Source organism: Streptomyces sp. NPDC053431 (assembly GCF_044544925.1).
GTDB lineage: Bacteria > Actinomycetota > Actinomycetes > Streptomycetales > Streptomycetaceae > Streptomyces.
This window is the reverse complement of sequence record NZ_JBITXX010000005.1, coordinates 361,799-376,228: the sequence shown is the minus strand read 5'-3', so window position 1 is coordinate 376,228 and position 14,430 is coordinate 361,799. Positions and strand designations below refer to the sequence as shown.

Below are 14,430 nucleotides of genomic sequence, written 5' to 3'. Positions count from 1 at the left end.
GTGACGCGAAGTCGGCTCACTTCACCTGGTCGGGTGGCTGCAGTCGGCTGAACCCGGCTTGCGGGGAATGGACGGTGACGGTCCCTCCGCCGAGCATCGTGGCCTTCTGCCGGAGCCGGTCGACGGCCGCCGGGCTCGGCCGGCCGTACACGTCGATGGAACGCATGCGGATGAGCTCGGCGAACGCGCGGAACCGGGGTCCGCCGAGTTCCAGGTGCGACTCCAGCGACGCCGAGTCGGGGTGGACGGCGAGGAGGGTCATCGTGGCCTGGGCCTCGTCGACGAAGAAGCGGTAGGCGATCAGTCGGGGCTCGTTCTCCTCGATGAACGCGGCGAGGTCGCGCATCGCGCTCCTGGCCTCGTCGAGTCGTCCTTCGAGGAGGTCCGAGTGGTCGACGTAGTAGAGGGGGTCCGCCATGCCGCCCGAACCTACCGACGGCGACCGGAGGCGTCCGCGCGACGCGCACGTCCGGGCCCCGTCCGGCGGATCGGGGCGCGGGGCGGGCGGCTGTCCGGTCCGCCCCTTCGCCGCGGCTCCCGAGGCCTTGTCGTCGCACTCCCGCCTGCCCCGCGACTCCGGGCAACGACGGGAGTGCGACGACAGGACCTAGCGGTCCGCGGTGTGCACCACCTCGCCGCCCACGACGACGGTCTCGGCCACGGTGCCGGGGATGGCGTCGGGGTCGACGCGCAGGATGTCGCGGGAGAGGACGACGAAGTCGGCGAGCTTGCCGACGGTGAGCGAGCCCCGGTCGTGCTCCAGGAAGTTGGCTCGGGCCGAGCCCATCGTGTAGCCCTCGACGGCGGTGGCGACGTCCAGCGTCTCCTCGGGCGTCCAGGCCTCGCCGCCGCCGGGCGGGCGGCGGGTGACGGCCGCGTGGATGCCGATCATCGGGTCCATCTCGGCGACGTTCCAGTCGCTGGACAGGGCCAGCAGCGCACCGGCCCGGTGCAGGCTGCGCAGCGGCCAGGCCTTGTGCCAGCGCTCCGGGCCGATGTTCTCGGCCCAGTCCCGCCCGGGGCCCGCGATGTCGGGGGCGGCGTGCCGGGGCTGCATGCAGGCGGTGACGCCCAGTTCGGCGAAGCGCGGGGTGTCGGCGGGGTCGAGGCACTCGACGTGGACGATCTGGTGGCGGGCGTCGCGCGGGCCGTTGACGGCACGGGCCCGCTCGACGGCGTCGAGGACCGTCCGGATGCCGCGGTCCCCCGTGGCGTGCACGAAGCACTGGAAGCCGCGCGCGTCGAGGCGGGTGAGCAGCTCGGCGAACTCCTCGGGCGGGTAGAAGGTGTCGCCGCGGTGGTGGCCGCAGCCGGCGTACGGTTCGAGGAGGGCCGCCGTACGGGGTTCGACGACGTCGTCGATGTACAGCTTGAGCGGTCCGACGCGCAGCCGGTCGTCGGCGAACTCCTCGGCCGCCGCGGCGAACGCCTCCAGGTCCGTGTCGGTGGTGCCGCGCGGGTGGAAGAGGGCGGCGACGATCCGCGAGCGCAGTCGGCCCTCCGCGCGGGCCCGCTGGAACAGGGCGAGGTCGTCAAGGGAGTTCTGCGGTTCGACGACGGTGGTGATGCCGTAGCCGACGGCGTCGTCGAGGCTCTTGGCGAGGCGTCCGTACTGGCGGTCGGGCGAGGCCCACGGGACGCCGAGCTCGCGCAGCGCGCGGTGGCCCTCGCGGGAGAGTCCCTTGACGGCGAAGTCCTTGACGAATCCGGTGGGCCGGCCGGTGGCGGGGTCGGTGACGGCGGTTCCGAAGGGCAGGGCCGTACGGTCGGCGCGTACGTCGAGGGCGCGCAGCGCGGCGGTGTTGAGCCACGCGGTGTGGACGTCGTAACTCAGCACGACGGCCGGGGTGTCGCCGGTGACGGGGTCGAGGTCGGCGGCGGTGGGCATCCGCCCGCCGGGGATCGCGGAGTAGTCGAAGGCCTCGGCCTCGATCCAGGGGGCCTCGGGGTGGGCGGTGCGCCAGGCGCGGATACGGGCGTGGATCTCGTCGAGGTCGCGCGCGCCGGCCAGTTGGACGCAGGCGTCGTCGGAGCCGAGGCGCACGTGGTTGTGGGCGTCGACGAAGCCGGGCAGGACGAGCCGGCCGCCCGCGTCGATGACGCGGGTCCCGGGTCCGGCCCAGGCCTCGGCCTCGTCGGCGCCGCCGATCCAGACGATCCGGCCGTCGCGCACGGCGAGGGCCTCGGCCTCGGGCAGCTCGGGGTCGACGGTGTGCACGCGGGCGCGGGTGAGGAGGAGGTCGGCGGGGGCGGGGCGGTTCATCGGGGTCTTTCTCCTGCGGTACGAGGGGCGGCGGGCGGTCAGGCGGCGAGGGGCCGTACGGTGCGGCGGGCGAGGAGGACGTGGACGGCGGCGGAGACGACGGCGCCGAGCAGGGACAGGTCGGCGCCGCCGAGCGGGGCGACCAGCGGACCGGTCCACAGCGCGGAGTCGCAGGTGAGCGCGGCGAAGAGCATCCCGGCGAGCAGGGCGGCCAGGCCGGCCGGGTGCCAGCCGGCCCGGTACCAGTAGGCGCCGTGTTCGCCGGCGTGCAGCGCGGCGGAGTCGTAGGTGCACCGGCGCAGCACCATGTCGGCGAGGAAGACGCCGCCCCACGGGGCGAACACGACGATCAGGAGGGAGAGGAAGGAGAGCAGGGAGGTGGTGAAGTCGGTGAGGAAGAGGGCGCCGAGGGAGCCGGCGGCGGTCACGGCGGCGCTGATGACGATGGCGCGGGCGCGGCTCCACGGGATGCCGAGCACCTGGAGGTTCAGGCTGGACGAGTAGAGGGTGATGATCGAGTTGGTGACCGAGCCGCCGAGGACGAGCGCGAGGAACAGCGGCTGGAACCAGCCGGGCAGCAGCCCTTCCGTGCCGGCGACGGCGTCGGTCATGTCGGCCTGGGTCGCGGCGGCGACGCCCGCGATGCCGAGGGCGACGGAGGAGACCAGACCGCCGAGGCCGCCGCTCCAGGTGAGCGCCTTGAGCGAGGTGGTGCGGGGCAGGTAGCGGGTGTAGTCGGCGGGCATCGGGACGTACGAGAAGGGGCCGGCCAGCATGACGACGAGGGCCAGGCTCCAGCCGGAGGCGCCGGGCGCGGCGGCGGGGGCGGCGGTGTCGGCGCCGGGCAGGACGAAGGCGAGCAGGGCGGCGAAGCCGGCGGCGAGGAGGTAGGCCATCCAGCGCTCGGCCCACTGGACGGTGGCGTGGCCCCAGAGGGCGACGGCGAAGGTCAGGGCCAGGGTGACGGCGAGGGCGAGGGCGCGCGGGAGGGGGCCGCCGCTCCAGCCGAGGTCGGCGAGGAACGCTTCGAGCGCCAGCGTGCCGACCACGGTGTTGACGATGGTGTAGCCGATGCTGACCACCCAGTTGAGCAGTCCGGCGGGCCAGTTGCCGCGGACGCCGAAGGCGGCGCGGGAGATGACGAGGGTGGCGGTTCCGGTGCGCACGCCGCTGAGTCCGGCGGCGCTGATGACGAAGGAGGAGAGCCCGCCGAGCACGACGACGCCGGTGGCCTGCCAGAAGGAGAGGCCGAAGGAGACGGCCAGGGCGCCGTTGATGACGTAGGTGAAGGTCAGGTTAGAGCCGAACCAGAGCCAGAAGAGGTCCTTGGCGCCGCCGTGGCGCTCGCTGTCGGGAATGGGGTCGATGCCGTGGCCCTCGACCTGGAAGACCTCGTCGCGGCCCGCCGTGCCCGCTGTCGCGGGCGCCGTCTCGTGTCCGAACACACCGCACTCCTCTCGTGGATGCCGGTCGGTCGCCGATCGGCCGTCGGAGACGCGCCGATCTTGAATGTCGTTCTAAGTTCTTGAATGGCATTCAAGATGGGGGCTGGGATCCGGCCACGTCAAGACCTCGGTGGATTGCGGTTAGGGTCGACCTCGTGGACGGAGTCGACACGAGGACGGCAGCGGTGGCAGCGGCGGCGCGGACGGGACGGCGGCGGGACGGGAGCATCACGCGCGAGCGGATGCTCGAGGAGGCCATGACCGCCATCGCCGAGGACGGCCTCGGCGCCCTCACCATGTCGGCGCTCGCCGAGCGCCTGGGGACCAGCGGCGGCCACATCCTGTACTACTTCGGCAGCAAGGACCTGCTCCTCCTCGCCGCCCTGCGGTGGAGCGAGCAGGAGCTCACCGAGGAGCGGCGCGGCCTGCTCGCCCGCCGCATCACGGCGCCCCGCAAGCTCGACCTGTTCCTGCGCCTCTACCTGCCCCGCGGCCCGCGCGACCCGCGCTGGACGCTCTGGATCGAGCTCTGGGCGCGCATTCCGGCCAACGAGGAGCTGCGCACCGCGCAGGCCGAGCTCGACCGCGGCTGGCAGGAAGACCTGGAGACGCTGCTCGCCAAGGGCGTCGAGCGGAAGCAGTTCGCGCCGACGGACGTGACGGCACGCGCCTCCGAACTCCTCGCCCTCCTCGACGGGTTGAGCACCCGCGTGGTCCTCGGCGAGGAGTCGGGCCGGGACGCCAGGAGCGCCCTCGACGCGGCCCGGGCGGCGGCGGACCTGCTGATCCCCCGGCTCCCGGCTCAGGCCGCCGGCGGCGGCTCCCAGGGCAACGGCTCCACCACGGCGAAGGGCCAGTCGAGCGCCTCGGGATGACGGGCCGTCTGCTCCGCGTACCAGAGGATCTGCTCGCTGTGCAGCGCCGGCCGGGACAGCTTGGCCAGCGGTGGATGGCAGGCGGCGACGGCCTGGGCGACCAGCAGGGCCGCCTCGGCGTCCGATCCGGGATCGCCCGGGCGCGTGTGCGGGACGCCGTACCACTCGGCCACGGCCCGCAGGGAGCGGCTGCCGGGCCGGTAGCGGTCGGCGTGCCGGTCGAGCACGAGCGGGTCGCAGACCGGCGCGACTCCCGCGGGCAACCGCTCGGTGAGCGGGGCGAGTCCGTGCCGCACGAGCTCCGCGTGCAGCATCGTCAGGACGTACGGGGCGAACCAGACGACGAGCAGTTCCTTGGCGGCGAGGTGGTCGGCGACGAGCGTGGCCAGCTCGTCGAGGGCTTGGGTGGGACTGCGCCCGTCGGGACCGGGCGGACCGGCGGGACCGGTCAACGCTGCGGGACCGCTGGGACCAGGCGAAACGGCCGGACCGGCGGGGGCGGCGGGCACGGCGGGGGCGGCGGGCACGGTCGAAGCGGCGGGCGCGGCGGCTTCGGATCCCGTATCCGGAGATTGGATCCCGGATCCGATCTCCGGAGCTGGGACATCGGATCCTGGATCCGCTCTCCAGTCCCACACGGTCCCGTCGCTCCCCCGCAGCGCCGCGGACCGGATCCGGTCGACGGCCGGCCGATTCCCGGTGGATCCGATGTCCAAGGACAGCAGTCGCCGCCGGTGCCAGCCCTGATGGGCGCCCCTCGGCGGCGGTCCCGGGTCGGGGGCGTGCTCCGGGTGGTAGACCTCCCAGCCCTTGGCGGCGTGCCGGAGGAGCCCGGCCCCCGCCGGGACCGGTCCGCCGCAGCGGGCGCACGAGGCGTCGTACTCGTTGGCCCGCTCGCCGGGGCTCATGACGTGCCGGCCCCGTCCCGGTACGCCTCAAGGAGCCGCAGCCAGGCCTCGCTCAGGGTCGGGTAGGAGGGGACGGCGTGCCAGAGGCGGGCGAGGGGGACCTCGCCGGTGACGGCGACGGTGGCGGAGTGCAGGAGTTCGCCGAGGCCGGGGCCGACGAAGGTGGCGCCGACGACGGTCTCGCGGTCCAGGTCGACGACCATGCGGGCGTGGCCGCGGTACCCCTGTGCGTACAGGTTGGCGCCGGCGACCGAGGTCAGGTCGAGGTCGACGGCCCTGACCCGGCGCCCCGCCGCCTCGGCGGCGGCCAGGGTGAGCCCGACGGCGGCCGCCTCGGGGTCGGTGAAGACGACCTGGGGAACGGCGGCGTGGTCGGCGGTCGCGCTGTGCGGCCCCCAGGGTGCGCTGTCCACCGCCCCGTCCCCGGCGGCCCGGGCGGCGATCGCGGCACCGGCGATCCGCGCCTGGTACTTGCCCTGGTGGGTGAGCAGGGCCCGGTGGTTGACGTCCCCGACGGCGTAGAGCCAGTCGTGCCCGACGACCCGCAGGCTGTCGTCGACGTCGAGCCAGGAGCCCGGTTCCAGGCCCACGCTCTCCAGGCCGATGTCCTCGGTGCGGGGCCGGCGGCCGGTCGCGAACAGCACCTCGTCGCCGTCGACGTGCTCGCCGCCCTCCAGGACCACGGTGACCGGGCCGGTGCTCCCGTCGCGTACCACCGCGGCGACCGCGGCCCCGGTGCGGACGTCGGCGCCGCGCTCGGTGAGGGCGGCGGCGACGTGCTCGCCCGCGAAGGGCTCCATCCGGGGCAGCAGCCCCTCGCCCCGCACGAGCAGGGTCACGCGCGCGCCGAGCGCCTGCCAGGCGGTCGCCATCTCCACGCCGACCACCCCGCCGCCGACGACGACCAGGTGCCGGGGCACGCGGCTGGAGCTCGTCGCCTCGCGGCTGGTCCAGGGGTGGGCGGCCGGCAGCCCCGGCAGGTCCGGGAGGACGGCGCGACTGCCGGTGCAGACGGCGACGGCGTGCCGGGCCGTGAGGACATGGCGGTCGCCCTCGGGACTCCGCACGACGACCCGGCGGGGCCCGTGCAGGCGGCCGTGACCGCGGTAGAGGTCGGCCCCGGTGGACTGCACCCAGGTCACCTGGCCGTCGTCCTTCCAGTCGCCGACGACGGCGTCACGATGGGCGAGGACGTCGTGGGCGTCGAGCGGGTGATAGGCGTGACCGCGCAGTCCGGCGACCTTGCGCGCCTCGGAGCGGGCGATGGCCGGCCGCAGCAGCGCCTTGCTGGGCATGCAGGCCCAGTACGAGCACTCGCCCCCGACCAGCTCGGCCTCCACCACCGCCACCGTCAGTCCGGCGGCCCGGACCCGGTCCACCACGTTCTCGCCGACCGGACCCGCGCCCAGGACCACCACGTCGTAGTCGAGTGTCATGGGGTCCAGTCTGCGGGGGTAGCGGCCCGGAAGCGCGTGGAATAGCGCGACTCGATACGCCGTTGTGCGTGGCGGGCCCCGAGGGGACCGTGAGGAAACCGCCAGGAGACCGCCCCGGAGAGGTAGGAAGAATGAGCACCGTAGAGCTCACCAAGGACAACTTCGACCAGATCGTGAGTGAGAACGACTTCGTTCTGATCGACTTCTGGGCTTCCTGGTGCGGTCCGTGCCGTCAGTTCGGTCCCGTCTTCGAGGCGGCCTCGGAGCGCCACGAGGACCTGGTGTTCGCCAAGGTGGACACCGAGGCGCAGCAGGAGCTGGCGGCGGCGTTCGAGATCCGCTCGATCCCGACCCTCATGATCGTCCGTGACAAGGTCGCGATCTTCGCGCAGCCCGGCGCCCTGCCGGAGGCGGCGCTCGAGGACGTCATCGGCCAGGCCCGTGGCCTGGACATGGACGAGGTGCGGAAGTCCATCGCCGAGGCGCAGGCCCAGCAGGGCCGGTGACCGTCGCGAAGGGGCGGCCCGGTGGTTCCGGGCCGCCCCTTCGCGTTGCCGGGCGGGGGCCGACGGGGTCGACGAGCGGGTCGACCAGCGGGCCTCGATCTCCGTGGACCCTCGGTTTCCCTGCCGGTTCGAGGTCAGCGTTCCAGGACCAGCGCGATGCCCTGCCCCACGCCGATGCAGAGTGCGGCGAGGCCCGTGCCGGAGCCGGCCGCCGCGAGCTGGTGGGCGACCGCGCCGGCGAGCCGGGCGCCGGAGGCGCCGAGGGGGTGGCCGATCGCGATGGCGCCGCCGCGCGGGTTGACCACCGCGGGGTCGAGTTCCGGCCATTCCGCGAGGCAGCCCAGGGCCTGGGCGGCGAAGGCCTCGTTCAGCTCGAAGGTCCTCAGGTCGGAGAAGTCCCGGCCCGCCTTGTCCAGGGCCCGTCGCACGGCCTCCACCGGGCCGAGCCCGAAGAGCTGCGGCTCGATTCCGGTGACGGCTGAGGCGCGGATGCGGGCGAGCGGCTCGCGGCCGGTCTCGCGGAGCCCCTCCTCGTCGACGAGGAGCAGGGCCGCGGCGCCGTCGTTGAGCGGGGAGGCGTTGCCGGCCGTGACCGTGCCGCCGTCGGGCCGGAAGGACGGCTTGAGCTTCGCCAGGGCCTCGGACGAGGTGCTGTCGCGGATGCACTCGTCCCGCAGAAGGGCGACGCCCTCGTACGGAACGACCTCGCCGTCGTACAGGCCCTCGGCCCAGGCCTCGGCGGCCTTGCGGTGGCTCGCGAGGGCGAAGGCGTCCTGCTGCTCCCGGCTGATGGCGTGCTTGTCGGCGACGAGCTCGGCGCCCTCCCCGAGGGACACCGTCCAGTCGGCGGGCATGCTCGGGTTGGTCATGCGCCAGCCGAGGGTCGTGGAGTACAGCTGCTGGTGCCCGGCGGGGAAGGCGCGCTCCGGCTTCTGCACCACCCACGGGGCGCGGGACATCGACTCGACGCCGCCGGCGATGGCGACGGAGGCGTCGCCGAGGGCGATCGCGCGGGCGGCCTGGATCACGGCCTCCAGGCCGGAGCCGCAGAGCCGGTTGACGGTGACGCCCGGGACGGAGGTGGGCAGTCCGGCGAGCAGCACGGCCATCCGGGCGACGTCGCGGTTGTCCTCGCCGGCGCCGTTGGCGTCGCCGAAGTACACGTCGTCGACCCGGGCCGGGTCGAGGGCCGGGGTGCGGTCGACCAGGGCGCGCACCACGTGGGCGGCCAGGTCGTCGGGCCGGACGGAGGAGAGCGCACCGCCGAACTTGCCGATCGGGGTGCGGACGGCGTCGACGATGTAGACGTCGCGGATGCTCATCGGTTCTCTCCCACATGACCTTCGCGTACGGGCAACGACCGCGGGGACGGAGCAGGCTGTTCGCCTGGTGAAGTTTTCTTCGTCCTCGCGGGCCCGAGTCTCCGCCCCTCCCCGGCTCCTGTCAACGCCCCCCGGCCGTCTCCGGACCCCTGATCAGTGCCGTCAGGCCGTAGTCCAGCTCACGGCCGTCGACGAGCAGCGCCTCGACCGTCCGCGTCGTGGGATCGATCTCGGCGACCAGCCCGTGCCCCTCGTAGAGGGGGTAGCCCGACTCGCCGGTGCGACCGGTCGCCTCGACGACCGCCGAGCGGACGGCACTGTCCTCCACGGAGGCGTCACCGCGGTCCTCCACGTGCTCGGCCACCAGCAGGATCTCGAACCGCTTCGGGTGTGTGCTCATGCACCGACGCTAAGACGCGGGACGCGAACACGCCCGGCCGGACACGCGCGCGCCGGCCAGGACACGGGACGCCCGTCCGCCCGGCGTGGCGAGCGCCCGGCCGGGCACGCGGAGCCGGCACCCGCCCGGCACGAGCACCCCGGGCCGAGCGAGCACCCATGACGGTCGCATGCACCCATGGCCGTCGCGTGCCCCCATGACCGTCGCGAGCGCCCATGGCCGTCGCGTGCCCCATGCCCCGTGGCCCGCTCAGCTGGACTCGCGGTGCACGACCTCGGAGGCGAGCAGTTCCTGTCGTTCCGGCGCCGCCTCGGGTTCGCGGACCGCCCGGTCGACGAGCTCGGCGAGCTCGCGGCCGACGACCATGTCGATGCGCACCGTGCTGAGCCGGGGGCGCAGGAGCCGGCCGAGGAGCAGGTCGTCCGAGCCGACCACGGCCGTCTCCTCGGGGATAGCGATCCCGGCGTCCTGGAGGGCGCGCATGAGGAGCATGGCGTACTCGTCGTTGTAGCCGAAGACCCCGTCGAGGCCCAGTTCGCGCCAGCGTCCGGCGAGCGCGTTCGCCGCCTCCTCCTCGTACGCGAGGGGCAGCGGCACGACGGTGGCACCGGCCTCCTCGGCCGCGGACCGCACGCCCTCCAGGCGGGGGCCCGAGAACATCTCCAGCCCGGGCTCCTCGGGGATGACGACCCCGATGGCGCGACAGCCGCGCTCGACCAGGTGCTCACCGGCCACCCGGCCGACCCGCGACTGGTCCATGACGAGCCCGTGGGTGCCCGGCACCTGCTGCGGGCCCACCGTGATGACGGCCTTGGCGCCGGAGCGCTTGAGCAGCTCCACCCCGGCCTCGGTCAGCTCGACCTGGCCGAGCGACACCACCGCGACCGGGCGCAGCTCGGCCCAGGCCCGGGCCGCCTCGTCGGCGTCCAGGCCGACGCTGCCGTACTGCACGACCGTGTAGTCCAGGCGGCGCAGGGCCCACTGCAGGTCGTTGAAGAAGCGGCTGTACAGCGGACCGATCGGCACGTGGGCGGTGGGCAGCAGGACCATCCGGCTGTGGCCGGCGCGGAGACTGCGGGCGCCGGCGTGCGGGACGTAGCCGAGTTCCTCGGCCGCCTCACGGACCCGGCGCCGGGTGGGCTCGCTGATCCGGACGGCCGCGGTGTTGTTCAGGACGTAGCTCACGGTGGCCCGGGAGACCCCCGCGAGCCGCGCCACGTCGGCGCTGGTGGGCACGGGGCGTCCGGTGGGGTGCTTGGCTGACTGACTCATCGATCCGGCATCTTTCCAGAACGATCCGGCGCAGGGTCTGGCGGATGGCCGGATTCGAGTGCTACACAAGATTTACACGAGTCACTGACACGTGTAACCGCTCGTTCATCCTTCCGCTCCTCGCCCCGGCATCGGGCGATCACCTCAGGAGGGCACCGTGGCCCTTTCCTCCCCCGGCACGTCCCCCGGCACCGCCCAGGACTCCGGCACCGCCTCCCCCGCCGTTCCCCGCCGGACCCGCGGGCTGCTCTCCCTGCTGCTCGCCGGGAACACGGCGATGTACGCGCTGTACATAGGCGTCCCCGGCATGCTCCTCGCGCTCCAGATCGAAGAGATCGCGCCGGCCGACAAGGTGGCCAACTTCGGTCTGGTCTCGGGTGTTTCGGCGATCTTCGCGACCGTCTTCAACCCGGTGGCCGGCGCGCTCTCCGACCGCTCGGGGCGCCGCAATCCGTGGATCCTCGCGGGCGGCCTGCTCGCGCTGCCCGTCATGCTGCTGCTCGGCAGCGTGCATACGATCCTGCTGGTGATGATCGCCTGGTGTCTCGGCCAGGCCGTGATGAACATCTACCAGGCCGCCATCACCTCCGTGGTGCCCGACCGGGTCCCGCTCGCCTCACGCGGCAAGGCCTCGGCCGCCGTCGGCCTGGGCCTGCCCATCGGCTCCACCATCGGCGCCCTGGTCGGCGCGGCCTTCTCGGAGGACTACCGCACCGGCTACCTCGTCTTCGGCGCGATCGTCGCGGCCACGGCCGTCCTCTTCACGTCCTGCGCCCGTGAGGAGCGCATGGCGCCCAGAGCCCCGATGCCGGTCAAGGCGCAGCTGGCGGCCTTCGGAAGCGCCCTGAGGGACCACGACTTCCGCTGGGCGTTCATCGGCCGCGCGCTGCTCGTCCTGGGCTACTTCGCCGTGGCGGGCTTCCAGCTCTACATCCTCAAGGACCACACGGACCTGCCGGCCGGCCTCGGCGCGGAGGAGGCGGTGGCCGTCCTGATGCCGCTCAACTCGGTGGCCATGGTGGTCTCCACGGTCCTCGGCGGCTGGCTCTCCGACCGCTACGACCGGCGCAAGCTCTTCGTCGGCGCCTCGGCCGTGCTCGCCGCCGTCGCCCTGCTCATCCCGGCCGTCTCCAGCAGCTGGACCGCGATGCTGGCCTTCTCCGTCGTCAACGGCCTCGGCTTCGGCTGCTACATGGCGGTGGACACGGCGCTGGTGACGATGGTGCTGCCGAAGGCCGAGGACGCGGCGCGCGACATGGGCGTCCTGAACATCGCCAACGCCGGCCCGCAGATCGTGGCCCCCTTCGTCGCCTCGACGATCGTCTCGCTCAGCGGCGGATACACGGCGCTGTTCCTGGTCGCCGCCGTACTGTCGGTGCTCGGCGCGCTCGCCGTGCGCCCGATCCGTACCGTGCGCTGAGCGCCGCCGCGCGCCGCGCACCTTCCAGAGAGGCACCGCCCGTGCAGCTGCACACGAGGACCTGGGGAGCCGGGGAGCGCGTCGCGCTCCTGGTCCACGGCATCATGTCCGACCACCGCACCTGGCGGCGGGTGGGGCCGGCGCTCGCCGAGCGCGGCTACCGGGCCCTGGCGGTCGACCTGCGCGGCCACGGGGCGAGCGGCCGGGCGGCGGATCCCGCGGGGTACGGCCCTCAGGACTACGCGGACGATCTCGTCGAAACGCTGCCCACGGGGGCCGAGTTGGCGATCGGTCACTCGCTCGGCGCGCTCGCTCTCGCCCTCGCGGTGGAGCGGCTCGCGCCGCGGCGGGCGGTGTACGTGGACCCGGCCTGGCATCTGCCGGCGGGCCGGCACGGCTACCGCCCGGACTTGTTCACCCAGGCGAAGCAGCTCACCCGGGAGCACGTCCGGCAGTTCAACCCGCGCTGGGGCGAGGAGGACCTGGACGTCGAACTCGACACCGTCCGGGTCTGGGACGAGCGCTCGGCAGACGGCCTGGTGCCGTTCACCGGACGGGATCTGGGGCCGGAGCATCCCGTGGCGCCCTCGCTCGTGATGCTGGCCGACCCGAGCATGCTCGTCCCCGCCGAGCACGCCCGCCGGCTGAAGGAACGCGGCTTCGAGGTGCGTACGGTGCCGGGCACGGGCCACACGATCCAGCGGGACGACTTCGACGGGTTCATGACCGCCCTGGACGGCTGGATCTGACGTACCTTTTGGTTCATGGACGACGCTTCGATGGTGGGACTGCTCGGCCGGGTGACCGGCACCGTCGGGCCCGGCCTCGTCGGTGAGGTGATCGTCCGCATCCGGGGCGGCGCCGAGCACTTCCTCGCCTACGCGGCCTCGGGGAAGGACCGGATCGAGACGGGGACGGTCGTGATGGTCGTGGAACATCTCCCTCCACGCACCGTGTATGTCACAGCCGCGTACGACAGTTGACCGATCCATTGAGTGACGGGCGCCCCGGGCGCACACTCCCTTCACCGGAACCGCACGGGTCCGGTGAAGGGGGACCAGCCCATGAGCCTCTGGATCCTGGCGGGCGCCATCTCCGGCGCCGTCGTCGTCCTGATCGCTCTGTTCAAACTGATGTGGCGTGTCGCGGAGCCCAACGAGGCGCTGATCATCTCGGGTTCGAACCACAAGACGGAGGGCCTCGGCGAGGGCATGGGGTTCCGGATCGTCACGGGACGGGGCACGCTCGTGCTGCCCGGCGTCCAGGCGGTGCGGAAGCTCTCGCTCGACCTCAACGAGACGCAGCTGTCGGTGGAGTGCGTCACGCACCAGGGCATTCCGCTGAAGGTGCGGGGTGTCGTCATCTTCAAGGTGGGCGACGACTTCGTGTCGATCGCCAACGCCGCCCGCCGTTTCCTCGACCAGCAGAAGCTGATGTCGGAGCGGGTGCACATCGTCTTCGCCGGTCATCTCCGCGCCATCGTGGGCGGGTTGACGGTCGAGGACATGATCCGTGACCGCGAGAAGCTGACGGGGCAGGCCCGTTCCGCCTGTGGCACGGAGATGGAGAAACTGGGTCTGATCGTGGACTCGCTGCAGATCCACGAGATCGAGGACCCCACGGGCTACATCAAGAACCTGGCCGCGCCGCACGCGGCGGCGGTGCAGCGCGACGCGCGCATCGCCCAGGCGGAGGCCAACCGGCGGGCGACCGAGGCGGAGCAGCAGGCCGCGGCGCGCATGTCGGAGGCCACCAGGGACAGCGAGATCCTGCAGGCGGGCTACCAGGCCGAGCGGGACCAGGCGTCCGCGAAGGCCCGGCAGGCCGGTCCGCTGGCGGACGCGGCGGCGCGCCAGGAGGTGGTGGTCCAGGAGACCCGGGTCGCCGAGCTGGAGTCCCACTTCAAGGAGCAGCAGCTCCAGACGGAGGTCCGCAAGCCGGCCGACGCGATGGCGTACGAGACGAGGACGCTCGCGGAGGCCGAGCGCGACGCCCGGATCTCGGCGGCCGAGGCCAAGGCGAAGGAGACGGAGCTGGCGAGCACGGCGGCGGCGTCGGCGACCCGGGTGACGGGTGAGGCGGAGGCCGCGGCGGCCCACGCCAAGGGTCTCGCGGTGGCCGAGGCGACGCGGGCGAAGGGCCTCGCGGAGGCCGAGGCGATCAAGGCGCGGGCGGCGGCCCTCGCCGAGAACCAGGAGGCCGTGGTCGCGCAGCAACTGGCCGAGCGGTGGCCGGAGATCGTGGAGGCGGGCGCGTCGGCGTTCGGCAACGTCGATCAGATGGTGCTGCTCAACGGCGCGGACGGCATGGCGGAGATGTTCGCCAAGGCGCTGACGATGGGCGGGACGGGCCTGGGGCTGGCCCGCCAGCTGCTCGCCAACATGAAACCGGATGGTCCGGCCTCGCCCGCGCCGGCGGAGGCGGTGCCCGCGCAGCGCACGGAGGAGATCACGGTCGGCGACGCCTGACCGGGGAACGCGGCGGGGCCCGGTGCCGTCCTGGCACCGGGGCCCCCCGGCGGTCAGCCGCGGCGGGCGGGCGCAGGGCTCGGACGTGGTCACCGCGCCCCGCCCCACGGGGCCG

14 protein-coding genes are annotated in these 14,430 nt (G+C 73.6%); 6 read left to right on the top strand and 8 right to left on the bottom strand.

The window, feature by feature from the left end:
* Window positions 1-16 precede the first annotated feature (16 nt).
* The 3 genes from ACIGXE_RS16340 to ACIGXE_RS16330 all read right to left on the bottom strand — a co-directional run bounded on the left by ACIGXE_RS16340 (window position 17) and on the right by ACIGXE_RS16330 (window position 3,708).
* The gene (locus ACIGXE_RS16340; RefSeq protein WP_399747726.1) at window positions 17-418 is read right to left on the bottom strand and encodes a hypothetical protein; all 402 of its coding nucleotides are present in this window, start codon (window positions 416-418) and stop codon (window positions 17-19) included.
* Window positions 419-607: 189 nt separating this feature from the next.
* Window positions 608-2,263, bottom strand: a complete 1,656-nt coding sequence (locus ACIGXE_RS16335; RefSeq protein WP_399747724.1) for an amidohydrolase — start codon at window positions 2,261-2,263, stop codon at window positions 608-610.
* A gap of 38 nt (window positions 2,264-2,301) precedes the next feature.
* Window positions 2,302-3,708 carry a purine-cytosine permease family protein gene (locus tag ACIGXE_RS16330; RefSeq protein ID WP_399747722.1) on the bottom strand — a complete coding sequence of 469 codons (1,407 nt, stop codon included), beginning with the start codon at window positions 3,706-3,708 and terminating at the stop codon, window positions 2,302-2,304.
* A gap of 242 nt (window positions 3,709-3,950) precedes the next feature.
* On the opposite strand from ACIGXE_RS16330, the gene ACIGXE_RS16325 reads away from it, so the two are divergent.
* Complete coding sequence (locus ACIGXE_RS16325) at window positions 3,951-4,583, top strand: TetR/AcrR family transcriptional regulator (RefSeq protein ID WP_399747852.1); 633 nt, start codon at window positions 3,951-3,953, stop codon at window positions 4,581-4,583.
* Here ACIGXE_RS16325 and ACIGXE_RS16320 read toward each other — a convergent pair.
* Together ACIGXE_RS16320 and ACIGXE_RS16315 are read right to left on the bottom strand one after the other, a co-directional pair.
* Entirely contained in the window at window positions 4,511-5,035 is a 525-nt protein-coding gene (locus tag ACIGXE_RS16320; RefSeq protein WP_399747720.1) for a hypothetical protein, read from the bottom strand. The two genes, ACIGXE_RS16325 and ACIGXE_RS16320, sit on opposite strands and share 73 nt — an antisense overlap.
* Window positions 5,036-5,487: 452 nt before the next feature.
* On the bottom strand, window positions 5,488-6,927 hold the full coding sequence (locus tag ACIGXE_RS16315) for a dihydrolipoyl dehydrogenase family protein (RefSeq protein WP_399747718.1): 1,440 nt from the start codon (window positions 6,925-6,927) through the stop codon (window positions 5,488-5,490).
* Window positions 6,928-7,058: 131 nt separating this feature from the next.
* Here ACIGXE_RS16315 and trxA point away from each other — a divergent pair, with 131 nt between their 5' ends.
* Window positions 7,059-7,433, top strand: a complete 375-nt coding sequence (gene trxA, locus ACIGXE_RS16310; RefSeq protein ID WP_399747716.1) for a thioredoxin — start codon at window positions 7,059-7,061, stop codon at window positions 7,431-7,433.
* Between the two features lie 134 nt (window positions 7,434-7,567).
* Here trxA and ACIGXE_RS16305 read toward each other — a convergent pair whose 3' ends face one another.
* From ACIGXE_RS16305 to ACIGXE_RS16295, 3 genes are all read right to left on the bottom strand, one after another.
* Complete coding sequence (locus ACIGXE_RS16305) at window positions 7,568-8,755, bottom strand: thiolase family protein (protein ID WP_399747714.1); 1,188 nt, start codon at window positions 8,753-8,755, stop codon at window positions 7,568-7,570.
* A gap of 121 nt (window positions 8,756-8,876) precedes the next feature.
* Window positions 8,877-9,155 carry a hypothetical protein gene (locus ACIGXE_RS16300; RefSeq protein WP_399747712.1) on the bottom strand — a complete coding sequence of 93 codons (279 nt, stop codon included), beginning with the start codon at window positions 9,153-9,155 and terminating at the stop codon, window positions 8,877-8,879.
* A gap of 249 nt (window positions 9,156-9,404) precedes the next feature.
* Window positions 9,405-10,427: a LacI family DNA-binding transcriptional regulator gene (locus ACIGXE_RS16295; protein ID WP_399747710.1), complete on the bottom strand. Its 1,023-nt coding sequence runs from the start codon at window positions 10,425-10,427 to the stop codon at window positions 9,405-9,407.
* Window positions 10,428-10,584: 157 nt separating this feature from the next.
* Between ACIGXE_RS16295 and ACIGXE_RS16290 the strand changes: the two genes are divergently transcribed.
* The 4 genes from ACIGXE_RS16290 (at window position 10,585) to ACIGXE_RS16275 (ending at window position 14,315) form a co-directional block, all read left to right on the top strand.
* The gene (locus ACIGXE_RS16290; protein WP_399747709.1) at window positions 10,585-11,847 is read left to right on the top strand and encodes an MFS transporter; all 1,263 of its coding nucleotides are present in this window, start codon (window positions 10,585-10,587) and stop codon (window positions 11,845-11,847) included.
* Window positions 11,848-11,888: 41 nt separating this feature from the next.
* Window positions 11,889-12,596, top strand: a complete 708-nt coding sequence (locus ACIGXE_RS16285; RefSeq protein ID WP_399747707.1) for an alpha/beta fold hydrolase — start codon at window positions 11,889-11,891, stop codon at window positions 12,594-12,596.
* 15 nt (window positions 12,597-12,611) lie between these two features.
* Complete coding sequence (locus ACIGXE_RS16280; protein ID WP_399747705.1) at window positions 12,612-12,830, top strand: hypothetical protein; 219 nt, start codon at window positions 12,612-12,614, stop codon at window positions 12,828-12,830.
* Between the two features lie 81 nt (window positions 12,831-12,911).
* Window positions 12,912-14,315, top strand: a complete 1,404-nt coding sequence (locus ACIGXE_RS16275; protein ID WP_399747703.1) for a flotillin family protein — start codon at window positions 12,912-12,914, stop codon at window positions 14,313-14,315.
* Window positions 14,316-14,430: the final 115 nt, after the last annotated feature.

Bases quoted from the DNA above. Each gene is read 5' to 3' on its own strand.
- ACIGXE_RS16340 (WP_399747726.1), bottom strand. From the start codon at position 418: ATGGCGGACCCCCTCTACTACGTCGACCACTCGGACCTCCTCGAAGGA.
- trxA (WP_399747716.1), top strand. From the start codon at position 7,059: ATGAGCACCGTAGAGCTCACCAAGGACAACTTCGACCAGATCGTGAGT.
- ACIGXE_RS16335 (WP_399747724.1), bottom strand. From the start codon at position 2,263: ATGAACCGCCCCGCCCCCGCCGACCTCCTCCTCACCCGCGCCCGCGTG.
- ACIGXE_RS16325 (WP_399747852.1), top strand. From the start codon at position 3,951: ATGCTCGAGGAGGCCATGACCGCCATCGCCGAGGACGGCCTCGGCGCC.
- ACIGXE_RS16275 (WP_399747703.1), top strand. From the start codon at position 12,912: ATGAGCCTCTGGATCCTGGCGGGCGCCATCTCCGGCGCCGTCGTCGTC.
- ACIGXE_RS16295 (WP_399747710.1), bottom strand. From the start codon at position 10,427: ATGAGTCAGTCAGCCAAGCACCCCACCGGACGCCCCGTGCCCACCAGC.
- ACIGXE_RS16315 (WP_399747718.1), bottom strand. From the start codon at position 6,927: ATGACACTCGACTACGACGTGGTGGTCCTGGGCGCGGGTCCGGTCGGC.
- ACIGXE_RS16300 (WP_399747712.1), bottom strand. From the start codon at position 9,155: ATGAGCACACACCCGAAGCGGTTCGAGATCCTGCTGGTGGCCGAGCAC.
- ACIGXE_RS16280 (WP_399747705.1), top strand. From the start codon at position 12,612: ATGGACGACGCTTCGATGGTGGGACTGCTCGGCCGGGTGACCGGCACC.
- ACIGXE_RS16305 (WP_399747714.1), bottom strand. From the start codon at position 8,755: ATGAGCATCCGCGACGTCTACATCGTCGACGCCGTCCGCACCCCGATC.